Source organism: Paenibacillus sp. 11B (assembly GCF_030487755.1).
Lineage (GTDB): Bacteria > Bacillota > Bacilli > Paenibacillales > Paenibacillaceae > Paenibacillus > Paenibacillus vandeheii.
In genome coordinates this window covers 854,427-878,272 of sequence record NZ_JAUKNS010000004.1, presented here as the reverse complement: position 1 = coordinate 878,272, position 23,846 = coordinate 854,427, and the positions used below count along the sequence as shown (strand labels likewise).

At 48.4% G+C, this 23,846-nt stretch carries 15 protein-coding genes; 13 read left to right on the top strand and 2 right to left on the bottom strand.

What is annotated here, in order from left to right:
* The first annotated feature begins 35 nt into the window (after window positions 1-35).
* Both Q0V21_RS20845 and Q0V21_RS20840 read left to right on the top strand, forming a co-directional pair.
* Window positions 36-5,231 (top strand): rhamnogalacturonan lyase family protein, encoded by a 5,196-nt coding sequence (locus Q0V21_RS20845; protein WP_301880450.1) that lies wholly within the window; start codon window positions 36-38, stop codon window positions 5,229-5,231.
* Between the two features lie 345 nt (window positions 5,232-5,576).
* On the top strand, window positions 5,577-5,753 hold the full coding sequence (locus tag Q0V21_RS20840; RefSeq protein WP_024629767.1) for an aspartyl-phosphate phosphatase Spo0E family protein: 177 nt from the start codon (window positions 5,577-5,579) through the stop codon (window positions 5,751-5,753).
* Between the two features lie 119 nt (window positions 5,754-5,872).
* Here Q0V21_RS20840 and Q0V21_RS20835 read toward each other — a convergent pair whose 3' ends face one another.
* A complete protein-coding gene (locus tag Q0V21_RS20835; RefSeq protein ID WP_301880449.1) occupies window positions 5,873-6,802 on the bottom strand; it encodes a response regulator in 930 nt (309 codons plus the stop codon).
* Between the two features lie 381 nt (window positions 6,803-7,183).
* On the opposite strand from Q0V21_RS20835, the gene Q0V21_RS20830 reads away from it, so the two are divergent.
* Both Q0V21_RS20830 and Q0V21_RS20825 read left to right on the top strand, forming a co-directional pair.
* Window positions 7,184-8,620, top strand: a complete 1,437-nt coding sequence (locus tag Q0V21_RS20830; protein ID WP_301880448.1) for an alanine/glycine:cation symporter family protein — start codon at window positions 7,184-7,186, stop codon at window positions 8,618-8,620.
* Window positions 8,621-8,841: 221 nt separating this feature from the next.
* Complete coding sequence (locus Q0V21_RS20825; RefSeq protein WP_301880447.1) at window positions 8,842-9,534, top strand: Crp/Fnr family transcriptional regulator; 693 nt, start codon at window positions 8,842-8,844, stop codon at window positions 9,532-9,534.
* Between the two features lie 119 nt (window positions 9,535-9,653).
* On the opposite strand, the gene pepT is transcribed toward Q0V21_RS20825, so the two are convergent.
* Complete coding sequence (pepT, locus tag Q0V21_RS20820) at window positions 9,654-10,892, bottom strand: peptidase T (protein ID WP_301880446.1); 1,239 nt, start codon at window positions 10,890-10,892, stop codon at window positions 9,654-9,656.
* A 308-nt stretch (window positions 10,893-11,200) separates the two neighbouring features.
* Here pepT and Q0V21_RS20815 point away from each other — a divergent pair, with 308 nt between their 5' ends.
* From Q0V21_RS20815 to Q0V21_RS20770, 9 genes are all read left to right on the top strand, one after another.
* The gene (locus tag Q0V21_RS20815; protein ID WP_079348050.1) at window positions 11,201-11,395 is read left to right on the top strand and encodes a tautomerase family protein; all 195 of its coding nucleotides are present in this window, start codon (window positions 11,201-11,203) and stop codon (window positions 11,393-11,395) included.
* A gap of 42 nt (window positions 11,396-11,437) precedes the next feature.
* Entirely contained in the window at window positions 11,438-12,472 is a 1,035-nt protein-coding gene (locus Q0V21_RS20810) for an NADH:flavin oxidoreductase/NADH oxidase (RefSeq protein ID WP_079348048.1), read from the top strand.
* A 456-nt stretch (window positions 12,473-12,928) separates the two neighbouring features.
* Window positions 12,929-13,351 (top strand): SRPBCC family protein, encoded by a 423-nt coding sequence (locus tag Q0V21_RS20805; RefSeq protein ID WP_079348046.1) that lies wholly within the window; start codon window positions 12,929-12,931, stop codon window positions 13,349-13,351.
* Between the two features lie 228 nt (window positions 13,352-13,579).
* Complete coding sequence (locus Q0V21_RS20800) at window positions 13,580-16,675, top strand: ATP-binding protein (protein ID WP_301880444.1); 3,096 nt, start codon at window positions 13,580-13,582, stop codon at window positions 16,673-16,675.
* Between the two features lie 99 nt (window positions 16,676-16,774).
* Window positions 16,775-17,935: a response regulator gene (locus Q0V21_RS20795; protein WP_301880443.1), complete on the top strand. Its 1,161-nt coding sequence runs from the start codon at window positions 16,775-16,777 to the stop codon at window positions 17,933-17,935.
* Window positions 17,936-17,962: 27 nt separating this feature from the next.
* Window positions 17,963-19,315, top strand: a complete 1,353-nt coding sequence (locus Q0V21_RS20790; protein WP_301880442.1) for a cryptochrome/photolyase family protein — start codon at window positions 17,963-17,965, stop codon at window positions 19,313-19,315.
* 301 nt (window positions 19,316-19,616) lie between these two features.
* On the top strand, window positions 19,617-20,792 hold the full coding sequence (locus tag Q0V21_RS20785) for an acyltransferase (RefSeq protein ID WP_301880440.1): 1,176 nt from the start codon (window positions 19,617-19,619) through the stop codon (window positions 20,790-20,792).
* Window positions 20,793-21,192: 400 nt separating this feature from the next.
* Window positions 21,193-22,866: an HNH endonuclease gene (locus Q0V21_RS32910; protein WP_367620538.1), complete on the top strand. Its 1,674-nt coding sequence runs from the start codon at window positions 21,193-21,195 to the stop codon at window positions 22,864-22,866.
* Between the two features lie 275 nt (window positions 22,867-23,141).
* A complete protein-coding gene (locus Q0V21_RS20770; RefSeq protein ID WP_301880439.1) occupies window positions 23,142-23,801 on the top strand; it encodes a TVP38/TMEM64 family protein in 660 nt (219 codons plus the stop codon).
* The last annotated feature ends 45 nt before the right edge of the window (window positions 23,802-23,846 follow it).

Here is a 23,846-nt window from a genome sequence, read left to right as displayed (position 1 = left end):
CATTCATTGATGAGGAAACGAAAGGATGGGTGTTCATGATCGCGAAGACGCGGCAAGTTGGCTTGGTTTTGCTCCTATGGGTATTTACCATTTCCAGTCTGGGGTGGGGGAGCCTGTTTGGCACACCAACAGCAAGTGCAGCCGTATCGGCTGATGAAGCTGCGGGAGGAGGCACTTATAAATTCGACTTTGGTTCAGGAGCTGTTGCGTATGGATATACAGGCGTGGACGCAGTGTCTGCATATTCCACGGAACGTGGCTATGGATTCACCGATGTGTCCAAGGTAACGGTGCAGGATCGGGGTACAAGTGATCCGATCAAATCGGATTTTGCCACCGTTGCTGATGGGAGCGGATTTAAGGTGGATCTGCCGAACGGTGACTACACCGTCTCCCTTGTTGCTGGTGACAGTGCAGGCAGCACGGATATTGCGATCAAAGTGGAGAGCATGAGCAAGGTTCAGCAGAACACCAAGCCAGCGGGTGAATATCTGGAGATGAGCTTCGATATTGCACTGGTGGATGGGCAGATGAACTTTGAATTCTCCGGAACGGCCGCCAATATCAATGCACTTGTGATCACCAAACAGCAGGAACGCGAAGCAGGTAACAAACCTGCTGTGTACCTTGCAGGTGACTCCACGATGCAGACCTATAACCCATATTGGGAGCCCCAAGCGGGTTGGGGGCAAATGTTCCCGTCCTTTTTCAGTGATGCCGTGGACATTAAAAACCATTCCATCGGTGGACGCAGTTCCAAATCCTTTATTTTTGAAGGCCGATTGGATGAAATTCTGCGTCTCATTCGTCCGGGAGATTATCTGTTCGTGCAGTTCGGACACAATGATGCAACGATCAGTGTTCCTGACCGCTATGCTTCACCCGCCGATTACAAGAACTATCTGAAAACCTACATAGACGGAGTGCAGCAGCGGGGAGCTACGCCAATTCTGGTAACGCCAATGGGGCGTAGGGACTTTAACGCAGACACAGGCAAGTTCAATGTATCCTTCCCTGAATATGTGCAGGCGATGAAGGAAGTAGCTTCAGAGAAAAATGTGAAGCTGATCGATCTGAGCGCACTCAGCATTGCGTACTATGATTCCATTGGACCGGAAGCGACATTGTCTGTCTTCCTCCATGTATCACCAGGTATCTATCAGGCGTTCCCGAATGGGGCAACGGATAATACCCACTTCCAGGAATACGGAGCGATTCAGATCGCCCGTCTGGTTGCAGGTGCGGTTCGCGATCTGGACCTGCCCTTATCGGAAGCGGTCCAGGATGCCGAAGTTCCGGCTGAATTGCCAGCCAAACCTGCTGGATTGAAGGCAGGCAGCATCAGCAACGCCGGAGCAGTACTGAAATGGACGGCCGATGACACCGCAGACATCTACAAAGTGTACCGCAAACTTTCAACAGAGCCGGAATCTGCCTACAAGCTGGCAGGAACGGCAACCATACCGACTTTAACGCTGAGCGGACTGGTCGAAGGAAAGTCGTACACGGTTCGAGTAACCGCTGTGAATGGCCGCGGCGAATCCGAACCTTCGGATGAAGTCAGCTTCACCACCAAATCGGCTGCGTATCGATATGACTTTGGCCCGGTAGGTTCTCCGGTTGCTGAAGGGTATACGGAAGTCAATCGAAATACGCTGTATACGCCTGAACGCGGTTATGGATTAACGTCTTCCGCCAATATGGCCGATCGGGATCGTGGCAGTGCGACGGATAACCTGCGTCGTGACTTCGTGATCTATTTTAACGGCTCATATGAATTCAAAATTGATCTGCCGAATGGTACCTATTCGGTCAAGACGTACACGGGGGACTGGATTGGTTCGGCGCGGACCAACATCAATATTGAAGGCAAAGATTATGGAACGGTATCTTCCGGCGCTCAAAATATAGCCGAAAAAGTGATCAACCAGATTAACGTTCAGGATGGACAGATGAATCTGATCTTCAGCGGGCAAACGGCCCATCTCAACGGGCTTGAGATTACACCAGTATTGGTGGCCCCTTCTAATCTAAAGCTGGATGGCCTGGATCTGGAGAGTGACCCAATCAGTGCTGCATTGTCATGGGACGCTATTGGGGATGACGTGCAGTATAAGGTATACCGTCAGTCCACTGGAGCGGCCAAGGCCGAGTTGCTGGCAACTACCGATACAACAACCTATATCGACAACAAGGTCGACCTGGGCATGAATTATGTATATATGGTAACGGCTGCGGATCGTACAGGAACAGAATCGGTTGCATCCAATGCTTTGCCTGTATCGACGATTGATTCATCTGTAGACAAGGCAGAGGTTCCTTCAGGCCTGTCGTTACAAAGCATCAACAAAAATGATGTTTCCTTCAGCTGGACGGAAGCAGCAGGTGCACGTGCATATCAAATCTATCGCGCTGTGAAGCTGGATGGGCCGTATGATCTAATTGCTCGTACCAAGGAGACAGTATACACAGACTCCACCATTCTCAGCACCATTCCTTATTTCTATAAAGTGGCGTCTGTGAATGCGGGTGGGGTATCCGAACTTTCGGGTGCACTTGAAACACCGGTAGCAACGACGCTGAATCGCGAAATGGAATATTTGGACCGTGCTCCGGTCGCTGTAAAAACGGAAAACGGCAACTATATCGGCTGGCGCATGCTGGGTCTGGATGCCGAGACCATTGCCTTTAATTTGTATCGGGATGGCGTGAAGCTTAACGATGAACCGATAACGGGAAGCACCAACTTTACGGATGCCGAAGGAACGGATGCGTCCAAATATCGTGTCATGACGGTACAAAACGGCATTGAAAAAGCAGCAACGAAGGAATTTGGCGTTTGGCAGGAGCAGTATCTGTCTGTACCACTGCAAAAACCTGCGGATGCGTATACGAAAGACGGACAGCCGTATTCGTATTATGCGGGTGATGCCAGTGTTGGCGATGTCGATGGTGATGGTGAATATGAGATTGTCCTGATGTGGTCGCCCAACAACGGCAAGGATAATTCCCAATCCGGATATACCGGCATTGTCTATATGGATGCCTACAAGCTGGATGGAACAAGACTCTGGCGCATCAATATGGGGCCGAATATCCGAGCGGGTGCGCACTACTCTCCATTCCTGGTCTATGACTTCGACGGTGATGGCAGAGCGGAACTGATGATGCGTACCGCAGATGGTACCGTCGATGGACTAGGGAAAGTCATTGGTGACGCCAATGCAGACCACCGGAACAGTTCGGGCTACGTTCTGCTTGGGGATGAATTCCTGACGGTGTTTGATGGTGAAACCGGAGCAGCGCTGGATACGGTGGAATATGATCCGCCGCGTGGAGATGTGGCTTCATGGGGCGATGGCTATGGAAACCGGGTGGACCGTTTCCTCGCAGCGGTGGCGTATCTGGACGGTGAACATCCAAGTGCGATGTTCAGCCGTGGATATTATACACGTACCGTGCTCGCGTCCTACAATTTCCGTGATGGCAAGCTGAGCAAAGTGTGGCGTTTTGACTCCAACGATGATGGCTACGGCGAGTACGCAGGCCAAGGAAACCATAACCTCTCGGTTGCAGATGTGGATGGCGATGGCAAGGATGAGATTACATTTGGCGCCATGGCCATCGATGATGATGGCAAACCGCTCTACAATACGAAGCTTGGTCATGGCGATGCCATGCATCTGAGTGATCTGGACCCGACTCGTCCAGGATTGGAAGTGTTCGACGTACACGAACATAAAGATTCGCAGTACGGTATGGAAATGCGTGATGCCGCTACAGGAGAGATTCTCTGGGGTGTGTTCACAGGTATCGATACCGGACGCGGCATGGCTGCGGATATTGATCCAAATTATCCGGGGTCTGAGGTGTGGGCTGCAACGATCACCAATGCTGAACATATTCCAATCACCGGGCTTTACAGCGCTCAGGGTGAACTGATCACGACGAAGATTCCATCGTCCACGAACTTCGGTATCTGGTGGGACGGTGACCTGCTGCGTGAGCTTCAGGACGATATTCGTATCGACAAGTGGGATTATGCGAACCAAACGACAGTTAATCTGCTGACAGCAACAGGTTCGGCTTCGAACAATGGCACTAAAGCCAATCCGAGTTTGCAGGCTGACCTGTTTGGTGACTGGCGTGAAGAAGTGATGTGGCGCAGTCAGGACAGCTCGGAATTACGTATTTATACGACGACAGATGAGACGGATGTACGTATTCGCACGTTGATGCATGATCCGGTCTATCGACTTGGCGTAGCTTGGCAAAATGTAGCCTATAACCAGCCGCCACATACCGGCTTCCATCTGGGAGTAGGCATGGAGCAGCCAGCGGCACCGAATATTCGTTATGTAGGTGCTCCGCAAGAACCCGAAGATACCACACCTCCGGTCATTACTGGCATGCCTGCGGAACAGATGAGCGAAGAAGATGTACTCCAAGTTGATGTGAAGGCAGAAGATCCGGAGTCCGGAATCACTCTTCTGGAATTGACTTGGGATGGTGAGGTCGTAGAACAGGGTGATGAGATTGCACTGACGGGTCTGGTGGGAAAACACATCTTTACAGCCAAGGCGGTTAATGGTGCGGGGCTCATCACCGAGCTTTCCGTGGAAGTGACAGTCATTGCCGCAGACCAAGCCACAGGTGCACCAGGTGTACCGTCCTTGTCCGACGATAACCAGCATGGCGATGGTTTGGCGGATGGAACATACACTATCACGATGAATATGTGGTGGGGGAATAACGGTACACAGTATAAATTGTATGAGAACGGTGAACTGATCGATACCCAGAAGCTCACCGCCTCAAGCCCTTCCGCCCAAAAGGCATCTACCAATATTTCGGGCCGGGTAAACGGTACGTATGAATATACTTGTGAATTGATCAATTCAAAGGGAATAACTGAATGTGCTCCCCATACCGTAACCGTGCGTGATGCAGCGCCAGCAAAACCGGTGCTCTCTCATGACAATTGGGATGGAGATGGAAACTATATCATTACGATGAATTTGTGGTGGGGCACAAATGCCACTTCCTATCGTCTGTATGAGAACGGTCAAGAGATCGACAGCCAGCCGTTGACTGCTGCATCCCAGAATGCACAGACAGCGACAGCAGCGATCAACGATCTCGAACCTGGAGAGTATAAATACGTTGTGGAATGGATCAATGAAAGTGGATCGGTTTCCAGTGAATTGATTACAGTGAAGGTCACGCATTAATTAACCTGATTAAATAATGAAGCACCTCTCTATCGATATAGGATAACCCCTTGGGTAGCCTGTATATTGAGAGGTGCTTTTTTGTTTTTTTAACATACACAATAATGACACAACTGTTTGATTATGAAGGTAGTGGGGGAAATTTGCTTTGTAAACTTACAATCTTACCTTCAATAAGGCGCTCCAGAGCCATTTACGGATAGCCCTATAGAGATGGTATCAGTGACTATCAAAATTTGGAGAAGGATACAAAACATCCATGCCAACTATGCCATATGTTAATCCAACTATAGATTGACAGGAAAACCTAAAATGTAACACAGAAATAAGGAGGGATCAGACGCGATGGTTATGAGTTTGGAATTGAAAAATCAAATAGAGAAAGCCAGACATAACCTTCATATGTTGGTAGAGCATAACGAGGGTAGATTTGGACACCCCGATGTGCTTCAGCAGTCCATGGTACTGGATGAATTGATTAATGAGTATAATCGAATGAACCTGAGCAAGCCAAGGGCTTGATGGATATAGATGCACTTTTAGGCAATTATGCGCGCATGATAATAGCTGGAATAGACAGCAGGAAGAACGAATGCTGAATCAATTCCAGTACGATCATACGCGCATATTTTTGTTACTATTTAATGCAACAGCCGCTTGGCTTCCAGATACAGCACCTGAACGAACTTTTTCGTATTAATGCGGGTCTGGGACAAGGAGGGCTCCACATTGTTTTGCAGTTCCAGCATTTTTTTGCGAATTTCCGTAAAATCAAAGAACTTTGACGCATAGTTCTCGAACTTCGGATGTGTATAATCCGTGAGCCCGAGCGATACGACATGGCTCAATGTTTGGAAAATGGCACGGCGTACGCGCTGTTCGGATGCTTTGATCTCCTTTGTCACTTCTGCTGCTGAAGCATCAGTGCCCAACTTGCGCAGGGCTACATTCTGGAAGATATCCTTAAGTGACGGGAACGTGTATGGAGAGAGCTTATGTTCCTCGGTTTCAATCTGCTCCAGGTATTCCAGCATGTCCAGCAGATCTCTGCTGCCTGCTTCCCCGATCATGCCCATCTCGGATAGCAGGAAATGTCCTGCCGTCGTAATCGTTTTGTCGGGAACCGGTGTTGCAGTACGTTCGGAAGATTGCAGTCTGGAGAGTCCCTGCAGTGTACGTTGAATATCTGCGATGGATTGCTGCATACGAAGACGTTCGTCCACCAGTCGCAGAACAGACAGAATCTCCAGCCGATTAATCGGCTTCGTAATATAATATTCAATGCCAAGAGAATAGGCTTCCCCAATCATATTTTTCGATTCTATCTGGGAGATCATCACGATCTTGCCATTGAACCTTCCTTCAAGCGCACGTATGGTCTGAATCCCGTCTCGCTGCGGCATGAGCAGATCAATTAGCAGTACATCCACCTTGTGCAGCTCAAGCAGTTCGGCAGTAATGTGAGCTCCATCCTCTGCTTCTCCCGCAATGTCTCCAAGCCCCTCATCTTCAATGATATCCATTAGCATGGATCGTACGCCAGGATCATCATCCACAATAAAATAACGCATTTCAGTGACCTCCTTTCTGATGAAGTCGTTATGAGAAAAATGTATGGGTGAAGACGATTTATCCTGCTTTTGATGTCCTCTATTATCATACTTGGTTGTATATCCCGATGTGAAGACCCGTGTATGCGACCGATATGTCAGATAAAGTAACAGTGAATGGATAAACGTTGCTTATTTATAAAAAAATTTAAATGATTCTGTGTAGGTATTTGTCGATTTCCGTAGATGCCCCTGTAGTATAAGTAACATCCGAAAATGTGGATTCCGAGATGTGCAGAATGGTACAAACGATGCTCTATGAAGTAGTATAAGAATTTTTCGCTCAGTCATACAGCTGGGAAACACTTTTTAATGAACCATCTACGAAAAGGGGCATTGCCAATGGAGCAAACAATACAAGATATTATTGCAGTTTTCAATGATTTTCTGTGGTCCAAGCTGTTAATCATATTGTTGGTGGTATGCGGTCTGTACTTTACGACCAAGACCCGGTTCATGCAATTCCGCATGATTGGAGATATGGTGAAAGTGCTTAGGGAGCCGAGAAGTAAGGAGCCCGGCAAAATTTCGCCGTTTCAGGCATTTTGTATCAGTATGGCAGCCCGCGTAGGTACCGGGAATATTACCGGTATTGCACTGGCAATTGCACTGGGGGGACCCGGGGCTGTATTCTGGATGTGGGTCATCGCGATCTTTGGTTCAGCCTCCAGTTTTGTAGAGAGTACACTTGCTCAAATTTATAAAATCAAAGATAAGGGCGGATTCCGCGGGGGTCCGGCTTATTATATGGAGCGTGGCCTTGGGAAACGCTGGATGGGAATTTTGTTCGCGATTCTCATCACATTGTCGTTCGGTTTGGTCTTTAATGCGGTGCAGTCCAACACGATTACGGTGGCATTCAAAAATTCATTCGGCATCGATCGGTTGACCGTGGGTATTATTATGGCTGTTGTGTTTGCTGGAATCATAATGGGCGGTGTTAAACGGATTGCCAAGGCGTCCGAATACATTGTCGTTGTTCTTGCGGTGTTATACATTGGCGTAGCTGCATTTGTTGTTCTGTCGAACATCACCCAGCTTCCGGCCATGATTGCGCTGATTGTGAAAAATGCCTTCGGCATTGAACAGGTCGCTGGTGGTACACTTGGAGCTGCGCTGATGAATGGTGTCAAACGTGGTTTGTTCTCCAATGAAGCAGGTATGGGTAGTGCACCGAACGCTGCGGCTACGGCGCATACTACACATCCGGTCAAACAAGGACTTATTCAGGCATTGGGCGTGTTGACGGATACGTTGGTCATTTGTACAAGCACAGCCATGATTATTTTGTTATCAGGCGTGTACAAAGGCTCGAATTTGGGTGGAATTGAATTGACCCAGGCGGCATTAAGTGTGCATATTGGTTCATGGGCGTCCGGATTTTTGGCAGTTATGGTGTTTCTGTTTGCCTTTAGTACGCTTATCGGGAATTATTACTATGGGGAAACCAATATTGAGTTTATCAAATCCAGTAAAGTATGGCTGTGGGTATACCGTGTCTGTGTCATCGCAATGGTTCTTTTCGGTGCTGTTGCCAAAGTACAGCTGGTATGGGATCTGGCCGACCTGTTCATGGGGCTGATGGTGGTGGTGAATCTCATTGCCATCCTGATGCTGTCCAAGGTGACATTTGATGCGTTGAAGGATTATAAGAAGCAAAAAGCCGAAGGGCGTGACCCGATCTTTACGCGGGACCGTATTCACATTCCGGGTGAAGTGGAGTGCTGGGAGTCTGAGGCCGAGGTAGTAGGAAGAGAATTAAATAAAGCTGCCAAATAATAAAGGAATAACAGATTTAGATACAACACAAGATACACTTACAGCACGATAAAAAGATATAAAAAGAGGGCTTGGAAACTCCATCATGGGACTTCCAAGTCCTCTTTGTTATATGAGCATTTGGTATAATACGCAGAAGGCCGCTTAGGCTTCTTCTTTATCGGATAAAAGGACCTGGGTCCATTAGTAGACGGTTAAATTTCATTGGGGGTTAATCCGAGATGAGAGAAATCATGGACTTTGAATTGCTGCATCAGCTTGCGCGGGAGCATGGCCTGGATCAGGTGCTCGACGAGCCTGCGCTTGCTGAATTAAGGTTACTTGAAGCCTCCAAAGGCGAGATTATATGTGCCAAAGGTGAACGCCCCGAGCGATTGTATTTTCTCGTTCAGGGCAAACTCAAGATTTATACAACGCTGCCAAACGGTAAGTCACTGTTGCTTCGTTTCAGTATGCCGCCTGCACTCGTAGGTGATCTGGAGCTGGTGAATGGCAAGGAAGCCAAAAATACGGTTGAGTCCGTCAACAAGAGCCTGCTGCTCGGTGTAAGCTATCGCTATCTCAAAAATACTTATGCTGAGAACCCGAAGTTCCTCCATTTTATGCTCAGTCATGTGACCCATAAGTTGTATACCTTCTCGAATCTGTCGAGTCTCAATCTGCTATATCCGGTCGAGAGCCGCTTTGCGAGTTATCTGTTGTCCACGATGGAGCAAGGGGAACAAGTCACCGAAGAAATCCAGACCTCCAAGCTGACAGAGCTGGCAGATATGCTGGGCACGAGCTATAGACACTTGAACCGGGTCATCCATGATCTCTGCGACCGTGAAATCATCCGTAAAGAACAGCGCAGCATGGTCATCTGCAATCTGGATCAGCTGCGTGAAATTGCGGGAGGCAATATGTATGAATAAATAAGGTGCACGGAACGGCAAAAGACACCCTCAGCTTATCACATGAAAGAGGGTGCCCTTGCCTTCACCTGTTGGTGAATGATCCATTTTAATTGCTGTGCTGCAGCTTTATGCTTCGATTAAACATCTCCGCGCTGTTCGAATAATTGGGCAATTTCCACGATGACTTGTGTGGCTTTCACCATATTATCAACCGATACATATTCAAACTTGCCGTGATAGTTCTCTCCGCCAGTGAAGATGTTGGGTGTAGGCATACCCATGTATGAGAGCTGGGAACCGTCTGTTCCTCCGCGAATCGGACGGATGACAGGCTCGATATCCAGGCGGGTCATCGCTTCATGTGCAATATCGACGATCTGACGCACAGGTTCGATTTTCTCACGCATGTTATAGTACTGATCATTCAATTCAATGGAGATGCTCTTCTCGCCATATTTGCTCTTTAACTCGTCCACGACACTCAACAAATACGCTTTGCGTTCCTCAAACTTCTCTCGATCGAAATCCCGGATGATGTAGCTCATCTTGGTCAATTCGACGTCTCCCTCGATGGATAACAGATGATAGAATCCTTCATACCCCTCTGTGAATTCGGGAGCTTCCTCCGCAGGCAGACGGCGGTTCAGCTCCATCGCAATTTTGGCGGAATTGACCATCTTATTTTTGGCTGTTCCCGGGTGCACGTTGGTGCCCCGTACTGTGATTTTGGCAGCCGCCGCGTTGAAGCTTTCGTATTCCAGCTCGCCGAGCGGTCCGCCGTCCACCGTATAGGCATATTTGGCTCCAAAAGCAGGGACATCGAACTTATGCGGCCCGCGGCCGATCTCTTCATCCGGTGTAAAAGCGACGCGAATCTTCCCGTGTTTCACTTCCGGGTGTTCAATCAGATAGGCCATCGCCGTCATGATCTCGGTAATGCCTGCTTTGTTATCCGCACCAAGCAGTGTTGTGCCGTCTGTTGTGATCAGGGTGTGGCCTTTATATTCACGCAGTTCCGGGAAATCGGTGGTGGATAACACCACATCCAGTTCCTGATTCAGTACAATATCTTGTCCATCATAGTTGTCGATCACCTGTGGTTTTACATCTTTGCCTGTAAAGTCGGTCGCTGTATCCAGGTGAGCGAGAAAACCGATCACAGGAACATCTTTGTCTGTATTGGATGGCAGTGTAGCCATCACATAGCCGTTCTCATCCATCGTCACTTCCTGCAAACCAATGGATTTGCATTCTTCAACAAGGTGTTTTCCCAAGACCAGTTGGCCTGGTGTGGAAGGACAGGTTTCACTGTTTTCATCGGATTGCGTATCCATTTGAGCATAGGTTGTGAGTCTTTGAATTAAAATATCTTTCACCAGTAATCGCTCCTTTGGCTTCGGTTTATTATATAAGTTGAATTACTTATTTTACACTGAAACACTATGAGGTCCGTTTTCGTGTAACCGTTAGATACAACTTATATAAAGTGGGTATATTATTTCCAGTATGTCTGTAGGGCTATCATATCATGTTTTGGGTCCATTTCGAGTTATGCCGGACGCATCGGAGGAAAGAAAGGACCAACTAGGTATAAAAAAGGGTACTATCTCACAAAAAAGTACGTACTTGTTTTTCTGTAGGTAAAGTTCATAATAATCAATGATAAAAGGATGTGAATTTAGCCATGCCATTTATAACCGTTAAAGTGCTGGAAGGCAAGACGACGGAGCAGAAACGCCAGCTGATTGAACGGATGACCCAAGTGGCTTGTGAGACACTGGACGTCGATCCGAGTAACGTATTCATTTTCATTGAGGATCTGGAAAAGAGTAACTACGGCAAGAATGGAAAGCTATTTTCCGATCAGCAAAACAAGTAAACGCCTTAACATATACCTTATTGAATAGGAGATGTACCTGAAATGACAGAGAAATTATTTTCCCCGTTTCAAATTAAGGGGCTTCAATTAAATAACCGTGTCGTCATGGCGCCAATGTGCCAATATTCCGTAACTGCCAAAGATGGTATTCCGAATGATTGGCACCAAGTTCACTATGTAAGCCGTGCCGTTGGGGGTACTGGATTGATTATAATTGAGATGACGGATGTTGATCCGGACGGACGCATCACCGATAATGACCTGGGCATCTGGTCGGACGATCACATTCCTGCCTTTGCCAAACTGGTGGATGGCATTCACGCTCATGGCTCCAAAGTGGCGATTCAGATCGCGCATGCAGGACGTAAAGCAGAGGATGCGGCTCGGCCTGTAGCTCCGTCGGTGGTTACCTTCCCTGGAGAAAGCTTCAATACGCCACACGCTTTAACAACAGAGGAAGCACAAGCCATGGTACAGAAGTTCGCGGACGGGGTACGACGTGCAGTAGCTGCCGGGGTCGACGCCATTGAGCTGCATGGTGCTCATGGTTACCTCATTCACCAATTCCATTCTCCGTTGATGAATCATCGTGAGGATGTGTATGGACAGGATCTTTCCCGTTTTGGCGTTGAGATTATCCGTGCGGCGAAGAAAGAAATGCCGGAAGATATGCCGTTGATTATGCGGATTTCGGCCATAGAATACGCCGATGGCGGATATGATATTGATCATACCATTGAAATGTCTCGTGCCTATCAGGCAGCCGGCGTGGACATGTTCCACATCAGCTCCGGTGGTGAAGGATCTTCCGGACAACGTAAACCGGGGAACTACCCTGGTTACCAGGTTCCATTTGCCCGTCGTTTCCGTGAAGAATTGAACGTTCCTGTCATCGCGGTGGGAATGCTTGAGGATTCAGCTTTGGCTCAAGCAGTTATCGGCAACGGTGACGCTGATCTGGTTGCCGTTGGCAGAGGCATGCTGCGCGATCCGTACTGGGCGACTCATGCAGCTCTGGAACTCGGCGTCAGCAAAGATAAAGCGGCTATTGCAGAGCAATATTCCCGCGGATATTAATCTTGATTAGAACATTTATATAAATGCAATTGAAAAGGGATGCCCCACAAGTCATGAACATGACGGAGGGCATCCCTTTTTAGTGTGATTATTTCGTAACAGTCGATTCGGTACATAATGGACCATAATAACTAAAAGACATGTAGCGTTTCCTCCGCAACATAATTAAAATAAGCAGTGGAAGGGAATGCCTGTGAGGTTTATCCCTTCCGGCAACGGTTGGAATTGGATTTTTCGGAGCAGACTAACATAGGAATCACGCACCTTTATGTAATATGTTCCAATTATAGATTTGGTTTGAAGGGTTGGTCAACAGAATACCTGTTGTTAGCTGAATATATTTGACACGCATTATTGAATCTTGAACAATAAGTGAAAAGGGCATTTTGCATAATCCCATGAGCGATCAAATGGAAAGATGAAAAATGCTGATATATATACTAGGAGGCGATTCGAATGGAATCTTCAAGTGCATTGCCGGATATTCGGGAACAATTGTTGCTTCACGCACCTGTGGAGAACGTATGGGGAATTGTATCGACTTCCAAAGGCTTGGAATCATGGTTTATGCCGAGCAATCTGGAGCCGGTGGAAGGGCATGAATTTATATTGGAGGCAGGACCCTTCGGGAAATCACCATGCAAGGTCACAGAGGTTCAACCGCCACACAAGCTGTCATTCCAATGGGGTAAGGACTGGACACTAACATTTGAACTGACGGAGCAAGGACAAGATACAGATTTTACATTGATTCACAGTGGCTGGGATGCCGACAAGCTGACTGAATTTGGACAAGCTCATGCCATGGTTCGTGAACGGATGGAGCAGGGCTGGGCCGGAATTGTACAGAAACTGGCCCAAGTGGTTGGGCAAGCGTAAGAAAAAGGGAGAAGTACAACAGAGAAGTAAAACAGATGTCAGCAAATTTAAATAAGTCACAGGTCTTACTCCGGTCTGCATTCCGGTAGTTAAGCCTGTGGCTTTTTTGGTGTTAAAATATCATAGAAGAACTATTTCCGTCCGCAACAGAAACGTGTAACATGGAGTTATAGATATAAAACGACAAAATTAGACGTCTCTCGCGATGGAGGCGGAAGGATTACATAGATGAGAAAACACTGGATTATGCTCACCATTAGCTTTATATGTATTGTTGTCTTTCCTCTAGGATCCATTGTACAAACGTTATTTTCCGAGCGCGGAAATCCTCATGGGAGGGACGGGGTCCTGGATCTGACACGCTGGGATTTCGACAGGCAGGGGGCTGCATCCCTGAATGGTACGTGGGATTTCTATCCGGGGCAATTGTTGGCACCCGTTGACTTTGAGGCGCATTTATCAGGACGCAAGCCCCTCTCCGAGCCTTTACCTATCCATGTCCCATCCCGCTGGAATGGGACTATGGGAGAGGCGCATGGGTATGGGACCTATCATTTGCGTGTTCGAATTCCCCCAAGAGCAGAGAAGAATGATTATGGGATACGTACCCAAAATATTCGTATGGCCCATCGGATATTTATAGATGGCAAAGAGATTGGCGGCAAAGGGCTGCCAGGCACAACGCAAAATACGGATATTCAGCTCAATTTGCCTTTTACGGGATTTACCTCCATAGAAGGCAACGTTGCAGATATTATCATTCAGGTATCCAATTACAGCTACTCGTCTGGCGGCATCATTGCATCCGTTTTGTTCGGGGACGAGCACAGCATTCTGAAAAGCCAACAGCAGGACTGGCTCCAGGACCTGATGACCCTGTTCGGATTTATTCTGCCAGCTGCCTTCTTCCTGATGCTTTTCCGGCTGCGACGCAGTGAAAAAGAGCTTCGGTATCTGGGATTATTCAGCCTGTCCGGTGCGATGTACGCTTTGACTCATGGAGAGAAGTTGCTGGGGACACTGTTACCATTCCTGCCGAATAATGAATTTCTGCGGATTCAATTAATTAGCGCGGCTCTTGCGTATTATTACTTGCTTCGTTATATGGATGCGCTTGTACCTGGAGCGGTCCATTCATGGTTTGTTCGCTTGGGTGTGGTTCTGGTACTAGTCCAATGCGCGGTGGGTCTTATATTGTCTCCTGTGCTGTTCTCCATGCTGGAGCTGCCTATGCTGCTGATTTCAATTGTGGTCATTGGTTACACGTTACGAGCCATGCTCCATTGGCTGAAAAAGCGACCGAATGATGGTCATTTTGTCCTGATGAGCATGATGAGTATATTTATGGTGGTTGTGCTGCACACCGTGGGTGCTTTCACCACTGTGGATACGACATTTCTTGCGCTGTACGAGCTGCTGTTATTTGTTTTTGCACAGATGATTCTAACAGCGATCCGGTTCGCACAATCATTCCGTGAAGTTGAAGCGTTGTCTGAACGTTTGCTTGCCATCGACAGTCTCAAGGATGAATTTATGGCGAATACGTCCCATGAACTGAGAACTCCCCTGCATGGCATCATTAATATTGCGCAATCGATGTTGGAAGGGGCGGCCGGGGCGGTAACACCCAAGCAGGCCAAAAATCTGTCCATGATCACGTCCACTGGAAAGCGGCTTTCGCTGCTGGTAAACGATATTCTGGATTTTTCCAAGCTCAAAAATGGTGAAATTGAATTAAAACGGAGTGCTGTTGATCTCGAATCGGTTGCTCGAACAGTCGTTGAAGTCTCTGGTTTCACCTTTGAGGACAAACCGATTGTGCTGATTCAGCAATGGCCGCCAGCGTTACCGTTGGTTGAGGCCGACGAGGATCGACTAAGACAGGTTCTGTACAATTTGCTGGGCAATGCGTATAAGTATACGAAGCAAGGGGAAATTCGGCTGTATGCCCGTGTGGATGGAGCTCTGGTGACGGTATCTGTTGCGGATACGGGGGTTGGAATTGCTGCAGATAAACTGGAAGACATATTTCAGTCTTACGAACAGGGCAACGGAACAAGTGAGAGGGTTAACGGGGGAACTGGCCTTGGGCTGAGTATCACTCGCAAACTGGTCGAGCTTGGCGGAGGGACCATCTGGGTAGAATCGAAGCCGGGTGAAGGTTCGACCTTTCATTTCACTCTGCCCATTGTTCAATTTCCGCTGCTGCAGGCAAGTTCGAGACCTGTTGCAGCCCAATATGTAGCTGCTCAAGAAATAAGAGCACAGGATACGGCTGCAATCGATTGGGATGAGACAGATGAGATTGTGGAAGCTGAACATACCATTCTAATTGTAGATGATGATCCCGTGAACCGACAGGTCCTGTTCAACCTGTTATCGACGGAACGATATCGTGTCATTGCAGCGGATAGTGGGGCTGCGGCATTAAAACTGCGTGAAGAACACCCATCCATTGCTCTTGTCATTACCGATTGGATGATGCCGCAAATGTCCGGGCTTGAGCTATGTCGCAAGCTGCGGGAGAGCAGTTCCCTGTCCGAACTGCCCATACTGATGCTGACGGCTCGCGGGATGCCTGAGGACATCAAAATGGGATTCCAGGCAGGAGCAAATGACTTTCTGAGCAAACCTGTAGATGCAGGTGAACTGCGTGCCCGGGTACGGACGTTAATTGAGATGCGTACCTCGGTACAGGAGGTTGTTCGCACGGAAATGGCTTTTTTGCAGGCTCAGATCAAACCGCACTTTCTATATAATGCGCTCAACGTCATTATTGCAACATGCGCTGTCAATCCGGACAAAGCGACCGATCTGCTTATTGAACTGAGCCAATACCTGCGGGGAAGTTTCGACTTCCAGAACCGCGACCAACTGGTTCCGCTTGCCAAGGAACTGGAATTGGTGGAGTCCTATGTACATCTGGAGCAGGCAAGGTTTGAGGAACGTTTGGTAGTTCATTATGATGTAGACCCGGATGTGCGTCTGTACCTGCCACCGCTCAGTATTCAACCGCTTGTGGAGAATGCAATTCGACATGGGGTGATGGCGCGTGCTGCAGGCGGTACGGTTAACCTTGGCATTCTAAGGGAAGGTGAGCACATTGTCATTCAGGTTCAGGATGATGGAGTGGGCATACCCCCTGAGCGTTTGGCTCAGGTACATTCCGGGCGCACGGAAGGTCCTGGAGGTGTAGGGCTGCAGAATATAAATCGGCGTCTGTTGTCCTTGTATGGTCACGGACTGGAGATTCAGAGCCATTCGGGAAAAGGAACGATAATACGGTTCCGCATACCTGTGAAGGAGGGGCTCATCTCCAAATAACGAGCCTCTTGAGTTGGATCTGGTTAAAAAAGGAATAAGCGGATGCCAGTATACGCGGTATTCCCATTGAATATTTCATGGCAGGAGGCTGGAAGAGCGATGAAAGCCATTGTAATCGATGACGAGAAACCGGCGCAGCTTCATCTGGAGCGCCTCTTACGATCGGATGGGCGGATTATTCCCATGCAGTGTTTTTCGACAGCCCGTGCCGGTCTGGATTTTCTGGCAAATGAGCGTGTGGACGTTGTGTTTCTCGACATTGGCATGCCGGAAATGAATGGACTGGAAGCGGCTGAATATATACAGCAATTGGACAGCAGTATTCGCATTATATTTGTAACGGCTTACGCCGATTATGCGGTTGATGCCTTTGAGCTTGAGGCGCTGGATTATGTCCTGAAGCCGGTAAGTTCAGTGCGACTTGCCAAAACGATTGATCGCATTGCTGCAGGAATGATATCGTCATCCTCTCAGGTTGCTGCAACTGCTGAGGATCAGGAACTTGAGGCCGTGGGAGTGGATACCCATGTACCTGGATTGCTTACTTTCAAACATCTGGATATCTACAGAAGCCTGGACCCGGAAGCACAGAAGCACAAGTGGCGCACAGCCAAATCGCAGGAACTGTTTGCGTTTTTGTTTCACCATAGAGGGGATTGGGTAAGCAAAGAGATTCTGCTCGATCAGTTGTGGGCAGATGTCTCACAAGAGAAAGGCCTAACGCATTTGCATACTTCCGTATATCAGATCCGCAAACTGCTGAAGGAATGGAGCATGACAGGCAAGCTGGAATACAACATGAACCGTTATCGTCTGTTATCGGGTAATCTGGTCAGTGATGTAGAGCAATTCGAGCAAAGGACAGCATACGCTGCCGTTACGTCAGACAATGTGGATCAGTTGAGGGATATTATCCCGCTCTATCGTGGTGATTATCTGGAGGAGCATGATTATCGCTGGGCTCAATCCAAAGTGAGAGATCTGAGACGTAAATATGTGGGGCTGGTTATGGATATCGCCGAATGGGACATGAAGCATGGACGTGGCAAGGAAGCGATAGAGCAATTGAGCGAACTACAGGAACGGGAGCCCTATGCCGAGGAGATCTGCCGATTAATGATGAGAGTATATGCATCCATGGATGATCAACAAGCCATACTCAGAATATATCATTCATTTACGCTGACCCTGCTTGAGGAACTGGGACATCAACCGGAGTCGGAGACAAGCAGACTATATGAAGAATTAACGGCAAAGTAGGCAGAAGTTCACGCAGGAGGATGAAGCATGAAGTTATTCATACATCGCAAAGATTTGCGTACAGATGATCTGGTCGCATTCGATTATTTGCGGAATCAGGATGCGGAGAGTCTGCATGTGCTCATTTATGATCCTTTCCTGCTGCGGCAGGGGCGTGATCAGGAACATAGCGGAGTGAACTTTCTACAGCATGCTGTAAAGCTTGGTAAGCGGTATCGGGAGTCAGGCCGCAAGCTGCACGTGGCTTATGGCAAACCAGCTGAGGTGATTGATTACATCCTCGAACAAATGCAAAGTCGTGTAGATGAAGTCATTGTTCATCGGGATATGACCCCGTATGCAATCGAACGGGATCGTGGAATACGCAAGGTAACCGAGGAACGAGATGTCACATTTACGCAGCTGACGGATCATTTGCTGATGGACCTGCCGGGGTTCGCTGATTTTACGGGCAAGTCGGAGCCATATAAAGTTTTTGCCGCTTTCCACCGGCGCTGGGTGGAATTCATGAATGAGCATCCCAATCCAGCATCAACCACTACGGTTGCGGATATGAAGGTCAGTGATCAGCAGATAGAGTGGCCGGAGACCTTCCAGGTACCCCCACATTTGCTGGCATTTAATAGTTCAGATTTGAATGATCCTCATCTCGTATTGGACTGCTTTCTGTCCGACAGGATTGCCGATTACGGAGACCATCGGGATGAATATGAAGCATATGAACCGAGCCGTCTCAGTTCTTATGTAGCTGTGGGAGCTGTATCCATCCGCAAGATGTATGATGCTGCGAAACGCACGGACTATTCGGACGAATGGATCAGACAATTGTGCTTCCGTGACTTCTACCTGTATCGGGCAGTGTATGAGAGTCATTATTTTACATATGAGAAAAGTTACGATCTGTCGCCGCTCAGCGATTACTACTTCGAACGGTGGTGCAAGGGCGAAACAGGCATTCCGATTATCGACGCAGCGATGACGGAACTGAATGAGACGGGACATATGCCGAATCGGCTTCGTATTCTGACCGCGATGTTTCTTACCAAAAACCTGCAATGCCCCTTTACGCTGGGCGAAGCGTATTTCAGACGCAAGCTCAGTGACTATGACAACATTCAAAACCGGGGCAACTGGTTGTGGTGTGCATCACTTGGAGAGAATGCAGCTCCATACTTTCGGGTGAACAACCCCGTGACACAGTCAGAGAAGTATGATTCTCAAGGCGATTATATCCGCAAATGGCTGCCTGACCTGAAGGATTTGCATAGCAAAGAGATTCATCAGCCCCGCCAGGATGCGATTGTTGATCTGAAAACATCCCGTCAGTCGGCTATTGATGTTTATAAACAAATTCTGGCGAGTCGTCAGACCAATGGTTAAGAAGCTCGCCTTAACATATAGGTTGATATAGGAAAGATCCATTTTAGTATTGGAGTTTACCATTTTCATCCCTGTGACCCAACATTATTTTGGACCCACAGGAACATGCTCACAGGCCGCGTCATAGCGGTCTTTTTTACATATATAGACATGAGAAGACGGTGAAAATTGTTGAAAATTTAGGAACTTTTAAGAAATTGGACTACCCTTCTTAAGCTTTATGCCTTTTAATAGATAGTGAGCTTATCGTACTAAGTCACATTAGACATATCAACGAACATAGTAAGGAGAAACGCTAATTATGAGTGAAACCATCAAAAGAGAGCGAATTCCAGAGCTGAATCTCGTACGGGCAATGGCCATCATCGGCGTGCTGTGTGTGCATTCCACTTCATACGCTACGGTGGACATGACAGGTTCAGGGTATTACTGGCTGTACAATTTTATTAATATTTTTATGAAATATGGTACACCCACGTTTATTTTCATGAGCAGTTTTGTGCTGTTCTATAACTATTATTCTCGCCCACTCGATAAGAAGCTGGTTAGTAACTTTTACAAAAAAAGATTTGTTTATATTTTGCTACCCTATTTCATATTTTCATTAATGTATTTTGTGATTCTGCACTTCACGCATTATCAGGGCCGTCCGTTCGGTGAATCAGCCGTAAGTTTCATAACGAAACTGTTCACGGGCAAGGCGTATACGCATCTGTACTTTGTATTTATTAATATGCAGTTCTATCTGTTATTCCCGTTGGTCTTGTGGCTGCTCAAGAAATATCCCTCAGTCGTCAAATGGTCAGTACCGATTGGGCTGCTCATTCAGTGGGCATTTATCGTAAGTAATAAATATGGCTTCCAGGTGCCGAACAAGGGAAGCTGGGCTTTCTCGTACTTTTCCTACTTCATGCTGGGTGCTTTTATCGGGGTATATTTTCCGAAGATTAAACAATGGTTTGTCATTAGTCGGGCCAATGCAACCAAAGCTCGTGTAGTTTCATGGATTTTGCTATGGGCAGTATGGATTTTTGCCGGACTCGGTCATGTGTACATTTATTATCTGCTGCGCATGAAGATTGCGACCTATAACACGCTGTGGTATGAGTTCTTCTGGAACTTGCATACGTTCGCCTGTGCGCTGGTGCTCATTCAGATTGCGTACCTGCTCTATCGCAAAGGACCATCGCTGATCGTCAAGCCGCTCAATCGGCTGGGGGCACTGTCCTTCGGTATTTATCTGATTCATCCATTTTTCCTGCTGGTTTATCGGAACTTCCCACCACAAACCGGGGTTTCCTGGTTGATTCACCTGTGGTACGCCGGAGGTTTTGGTGTGGCGCTGATTGCATCGTGGATTGTGGTTGGACTCACGGCAAGATTCATTCCGTTTGCATGGGTGATTTTCGGCAATTTGCCCAAACCGAAGCCAAGGTTGGTGCCGCAACAAAACTCGGGACAACTCGACGTTCGTTAAAAAATATTTATGCCAACACAGGAATAATAAACCGTTTCTTGGTCGACCATTAGGGTTGAGCGGGGAACGGTTTTTTGGTTGCTGGTTGGATTCATTATGGGGAACGGATGTTTCTTTTTCATACGCGAAGGGTAATGAGAAGGCGGAACACCATTTAAATAATTTGATAAGTAGAGAACTTTAAGAACAGGATTAAGGTGAGAACAATGACAACATGTGAACAATGCGGGAAACCGATGCAAGATATATTGGAATACGTGGAACATATCCTTCACGAATGCGTGGGGCAGACGCAGGAGTACAAGACAAAAGACTACGAGACATCTGGCTATGAGTGTGTTAGCGAGCAGATGTGATACAATAGAAAGAAACCGGATTCATACGGAACCGAGGTGACAACATGGAGACGGGCTTGGCCCCTTTCCGGCAGGAAATGACGGAACATGAAGCGCAACTGACCAAGACATGTATGTATTGCGGGCAAAAGCGACCTTTGTCCGAATTTCGACGAAGAACCGGAAAGCGGGCTGGCCCCGGAGCCAGACGCGGCGCTTGTCGCCGCTGTCGTCAGCTCGGTGGACAAGCGGATAACGATAGTGCCCATAACGTCTCAATTCCGCAGACGGATGAGCGTACGGGGAATCAAAATAGTGTCACAGCAGCCCGGCGGCATATAGCTGCCGACGCTTCTGCGTCTGTAAACCACGCAGCAGACCTGATCACAGATGCAGTGGACGGGGATTCAGGTTCTGTGTCTGCGTCAGACAGACGTATGGATGCTCAGCCTTCAGTGAATTCAACTTCTCCGAGAGAGCGGGACTCTGCTGACTATGGAGAAAATGTTGTCGCGGCTTCTGCTGTTATTCCTTCGCCTCCTTCAGGCAACAGGAAGAAACGGAGAAGAAGGAGGAAAGCGAAGCGTACTGACGTGCATACGGGTCATGAGCCGACGGAATTGATTTCGCAGACGAACCCCACGAGCGACATTGCAGATCTTCCACAGACCGATGTACTCCAACAACAAGACAGGGATTCGCAGGTGCATACAGCGAGTGCTGATCCATCTGCGAAGCGTGCCCGCGCGCGCATAGCCGCTGGCACGGATCAGGCCGCCGAGCAGGAAATGGCGGCGGCCAAGAAGGCTCTGCTGCCAGCCAAGCCGCAAGGCCCGGCAGCAGAGCCAGGGGCTGCGGATCAGCCGACCGCAGCCAAGCGCAAACGCAAGCGGCGCCGCAAACGTGCTGCCGCGCTGCCGTCCGGCGCAGAACAGGCCCGCAGCATAGCTGAGGCCAGTGCGCCGGACCAGAGCGACCGTGGCGATGCCAATACGGTCGCTGGACCCACAGCGGCAGCACAGCCTGCCGCTGCTGCACAGCCCGCGCCCGGCCAAGCATCGGGCGCGGCTATGGAGGCTGCGCCTCCTGCACCCGTGCGCCAGCCAGGCTCGCCCGGGTCGAAGCCGCGCCCTGCACGCAAGGAGCGTGCGCCCAAGGCGGGCAGCGAAGACACCGCCCGTGCCGGATCATCCGGGCAGCGGGCGCCTGCACATTCCAGCCGCAGTCACGGGGCTGGAACGGAAAGCCGTCCCCGCCGTCATACTCCGGCGGCTCCTGTAGCGATTGACCCGGAAGATCCGGCATCGCTTCGGACTAACCGGCAAGGCATGGTGCGCATGCGTGGCAAGACAGACAAAGGGCGGCGCTGGCACCAAGAAGTGGATATGGAGCTGGCGGTCACGTTGGTCAAGGAAAAGGCCGCTGTTGTGGTTAATCGGTACACGATTCGCCGACTGTTCAGTAACAAGGACTTCAAGCGGTTTATTTTGACTCGGGATAACTATACCTGTTATTTCTGTGGCTCGTATGGAGACACAATTGACCATCTTCTGCCGCGAGCCAAGGGTGGACATACCACTCCGCTCAATTGTGTCTGCGCCTGCAATCTGTGCAACCAGTCCAAAGCAGCGATGGATGCCGAGGAATTCATGCGTTCCGGTATTCCCGAGTGGAATGCTGCGCATCAGGAAGAGCTTAATGAATTGGAATTGGATATACAGGAAGCTCAGCTAGAATAATTTTAAGGGATACACTGCCCCGGCTTGTTCCACAATCCGTTTCAGGCGGTGCATTTGATAAGGAGAGCACACCAAGACTGAACAGGTCCAGGTGTGCTTTTTTGTTTTTCAGCGCAGCGGGTGAAATTTCTTCAAATTGACAACGGTACGGCGTTCATATGTACGTTATACTGGGGGGAGTGAGTAAAGATATTTCGGCATCCTTATATTCGAAAGCGGATTTGTTAACAAACATCATAGAAGAAATATTGGACTTATAGATTGGAGGGAAGCAGATGATCCCGGCATCTTTGGACATCATGTCCTATATTACGGAAGAGAATATTCGTTTTTGGCTGGAGAAGTTTCGCTCCCTGGGCCCTTTACCGGGAATTTTGCTTACCTTTATGAAATCGTTCGTGCCCCCGCTGCCTACATTGCTGATTGTTGGCGTTAACGGTGCGGTGTACGGGCTATGGGCAGGGTTTCTATATTCATGGATCGGGATGGTACTTGGCTGTACTGTTACATTCCTGATTGTTCGGGAGATTGGGAAATCGGCTTTTGTGGAACGTTGGGCGAGTAAACCCCGTGTGCAGCGCAGTATGGTATGGATTCGGCGGAATGCGTTTAGTTATGTGTTTTTGCTGAGTATATTCCCGGTGGGTCCGTTCGTCATTATCAATGTAGCGGCAGGTATCGCGCGGATGAGATTCATGTCCTTCCTGCTTGCGGTGAGCTTTGGTAAAGCCATTATGATCTTCTGTGTGACGTATATCGGTTCCAATGTAGCTCAGTTTATGGAGCATCCTGTGCGGTGGGGCGGCGTGTTGTTGTTTATTGCGGTCTCGCTGTGGGCAAGCCGGAAATTGGAGCGTCATTTTACCCGTTCGTCATCAAATCGTGAGGAAATAAATGATCTGAGTCACTCCTCTGGAAAGTCTATTTCGTCGTAAACTTACGGAAATGCAAATACGTACGTTCGATTTTGAATGGTTTAA

What these genes read in the sequence shown, in the direction of transcription:
- Q0V21_RS20845 (WP_301880450.1), top strand. Translation starts at nt 36, where the DNA reads ATGATCGCGAAGACGCGGCAAGTTGGCTTGGTTTTGCTCCTATGGGTA.
- Q0V21_RS20840 (WP_024629767.1), top strand. Translation starts at nt 5,577, where the DNA reads ATGGTTATGAGTTTGGAATTGAAAAATCAAATAGAGAAAGCCAGACAT.
- Q0V21_RS20835 (WP_301880449.1), bottom strand. Translation starts at nt 6,802, where the DNA reads ATGCGTTATTTTATTGTGGATGATGATCCTGGCGTACGATCCATGCTA.
- Q0V21_RS20830 (WP_301880448.1), top strand. Translation starts at nt 7,184, where the DNA reads ATGGAGCAAACAATACAAGATATTATTGCAGTTTTCAATGATTTTCTG.
- Q0V21_RS20825 (WP_301880447.1), top strand. Translation starts at nt 8,842, where the DNA reads ATGAGAGAAATCATGGACTTTGAATTGCTGCATCAGCTTGCGCGGGAG.
- Q0V21_RS20815 (WP_079348050.1), top strand. Translation starts at nt 11,201, where the DNA reads ATGCCATTTATAACCGTTAAAGTGCTGGAAGGCAAGACGACGGAGCAG.
- Q0V21_RS20810 (WP_079348048.1), top strand. Translation starts at nt 11,438, where the DNA reads ATGACAGAGAAATTATTTTCCCCGTTTCAAATTAAGGGGCTTCAATTA.
- Q0V21_RS20805 (WP_079348046.1), top strand. Translation starts at nt 12,929, where the DNA reads ATGGAATCTTCAAGTGCATTGCCGGATATTCGGGAACAATTGTTGCTT.
- Q0V21_RS20800 (WP_301880444.1), top strand. Translation starts at nt 13,580, where the DNA reads ATGAGAAAACACTGGATTATGCTCACCATTAGCTTTATATGTATTGTT.
- Q0V21_RS20795 (WP_301880443.1), top strand. Translation starts at nt 16,775, where the DNA reads ATGAAAGCCATTGTAATCGATGACGAGAAACCGGCGCAGCTTCATCTG.
- Q0V21_RS20790 (WP_301880442.1), top strand. Translation starts at nt 17,963, where the DNA reads ATGAAGTTATTCATACATCGCAAAGATTTGCGTACAGATGATCTGGTC.
- Q0V21_RS20785 (WP_301880440.1), top strand. Translation starts at nt 19,617, where the DNA reads ATGAGTGAAACCATCAAAAGAGAGCGAATTCCAGAGCTGAATCTCGTA.
- Q0V21_RS32910 (WP_367620538.1), top strand. Translation starts at nt 21,193, where the DNA reads ATGGAGACGGGCTTGGCCCCTTTCCGGCAGGAAATGACGGAACATGAA.
- Q0V21_RS20770 (WP_301880439.1), top strand. Translation starts at nt 23,142, where the DNA reads ATGATCCCGGCATCTTTGGACATCATGTCCTATATTACGGAAGAGAAT.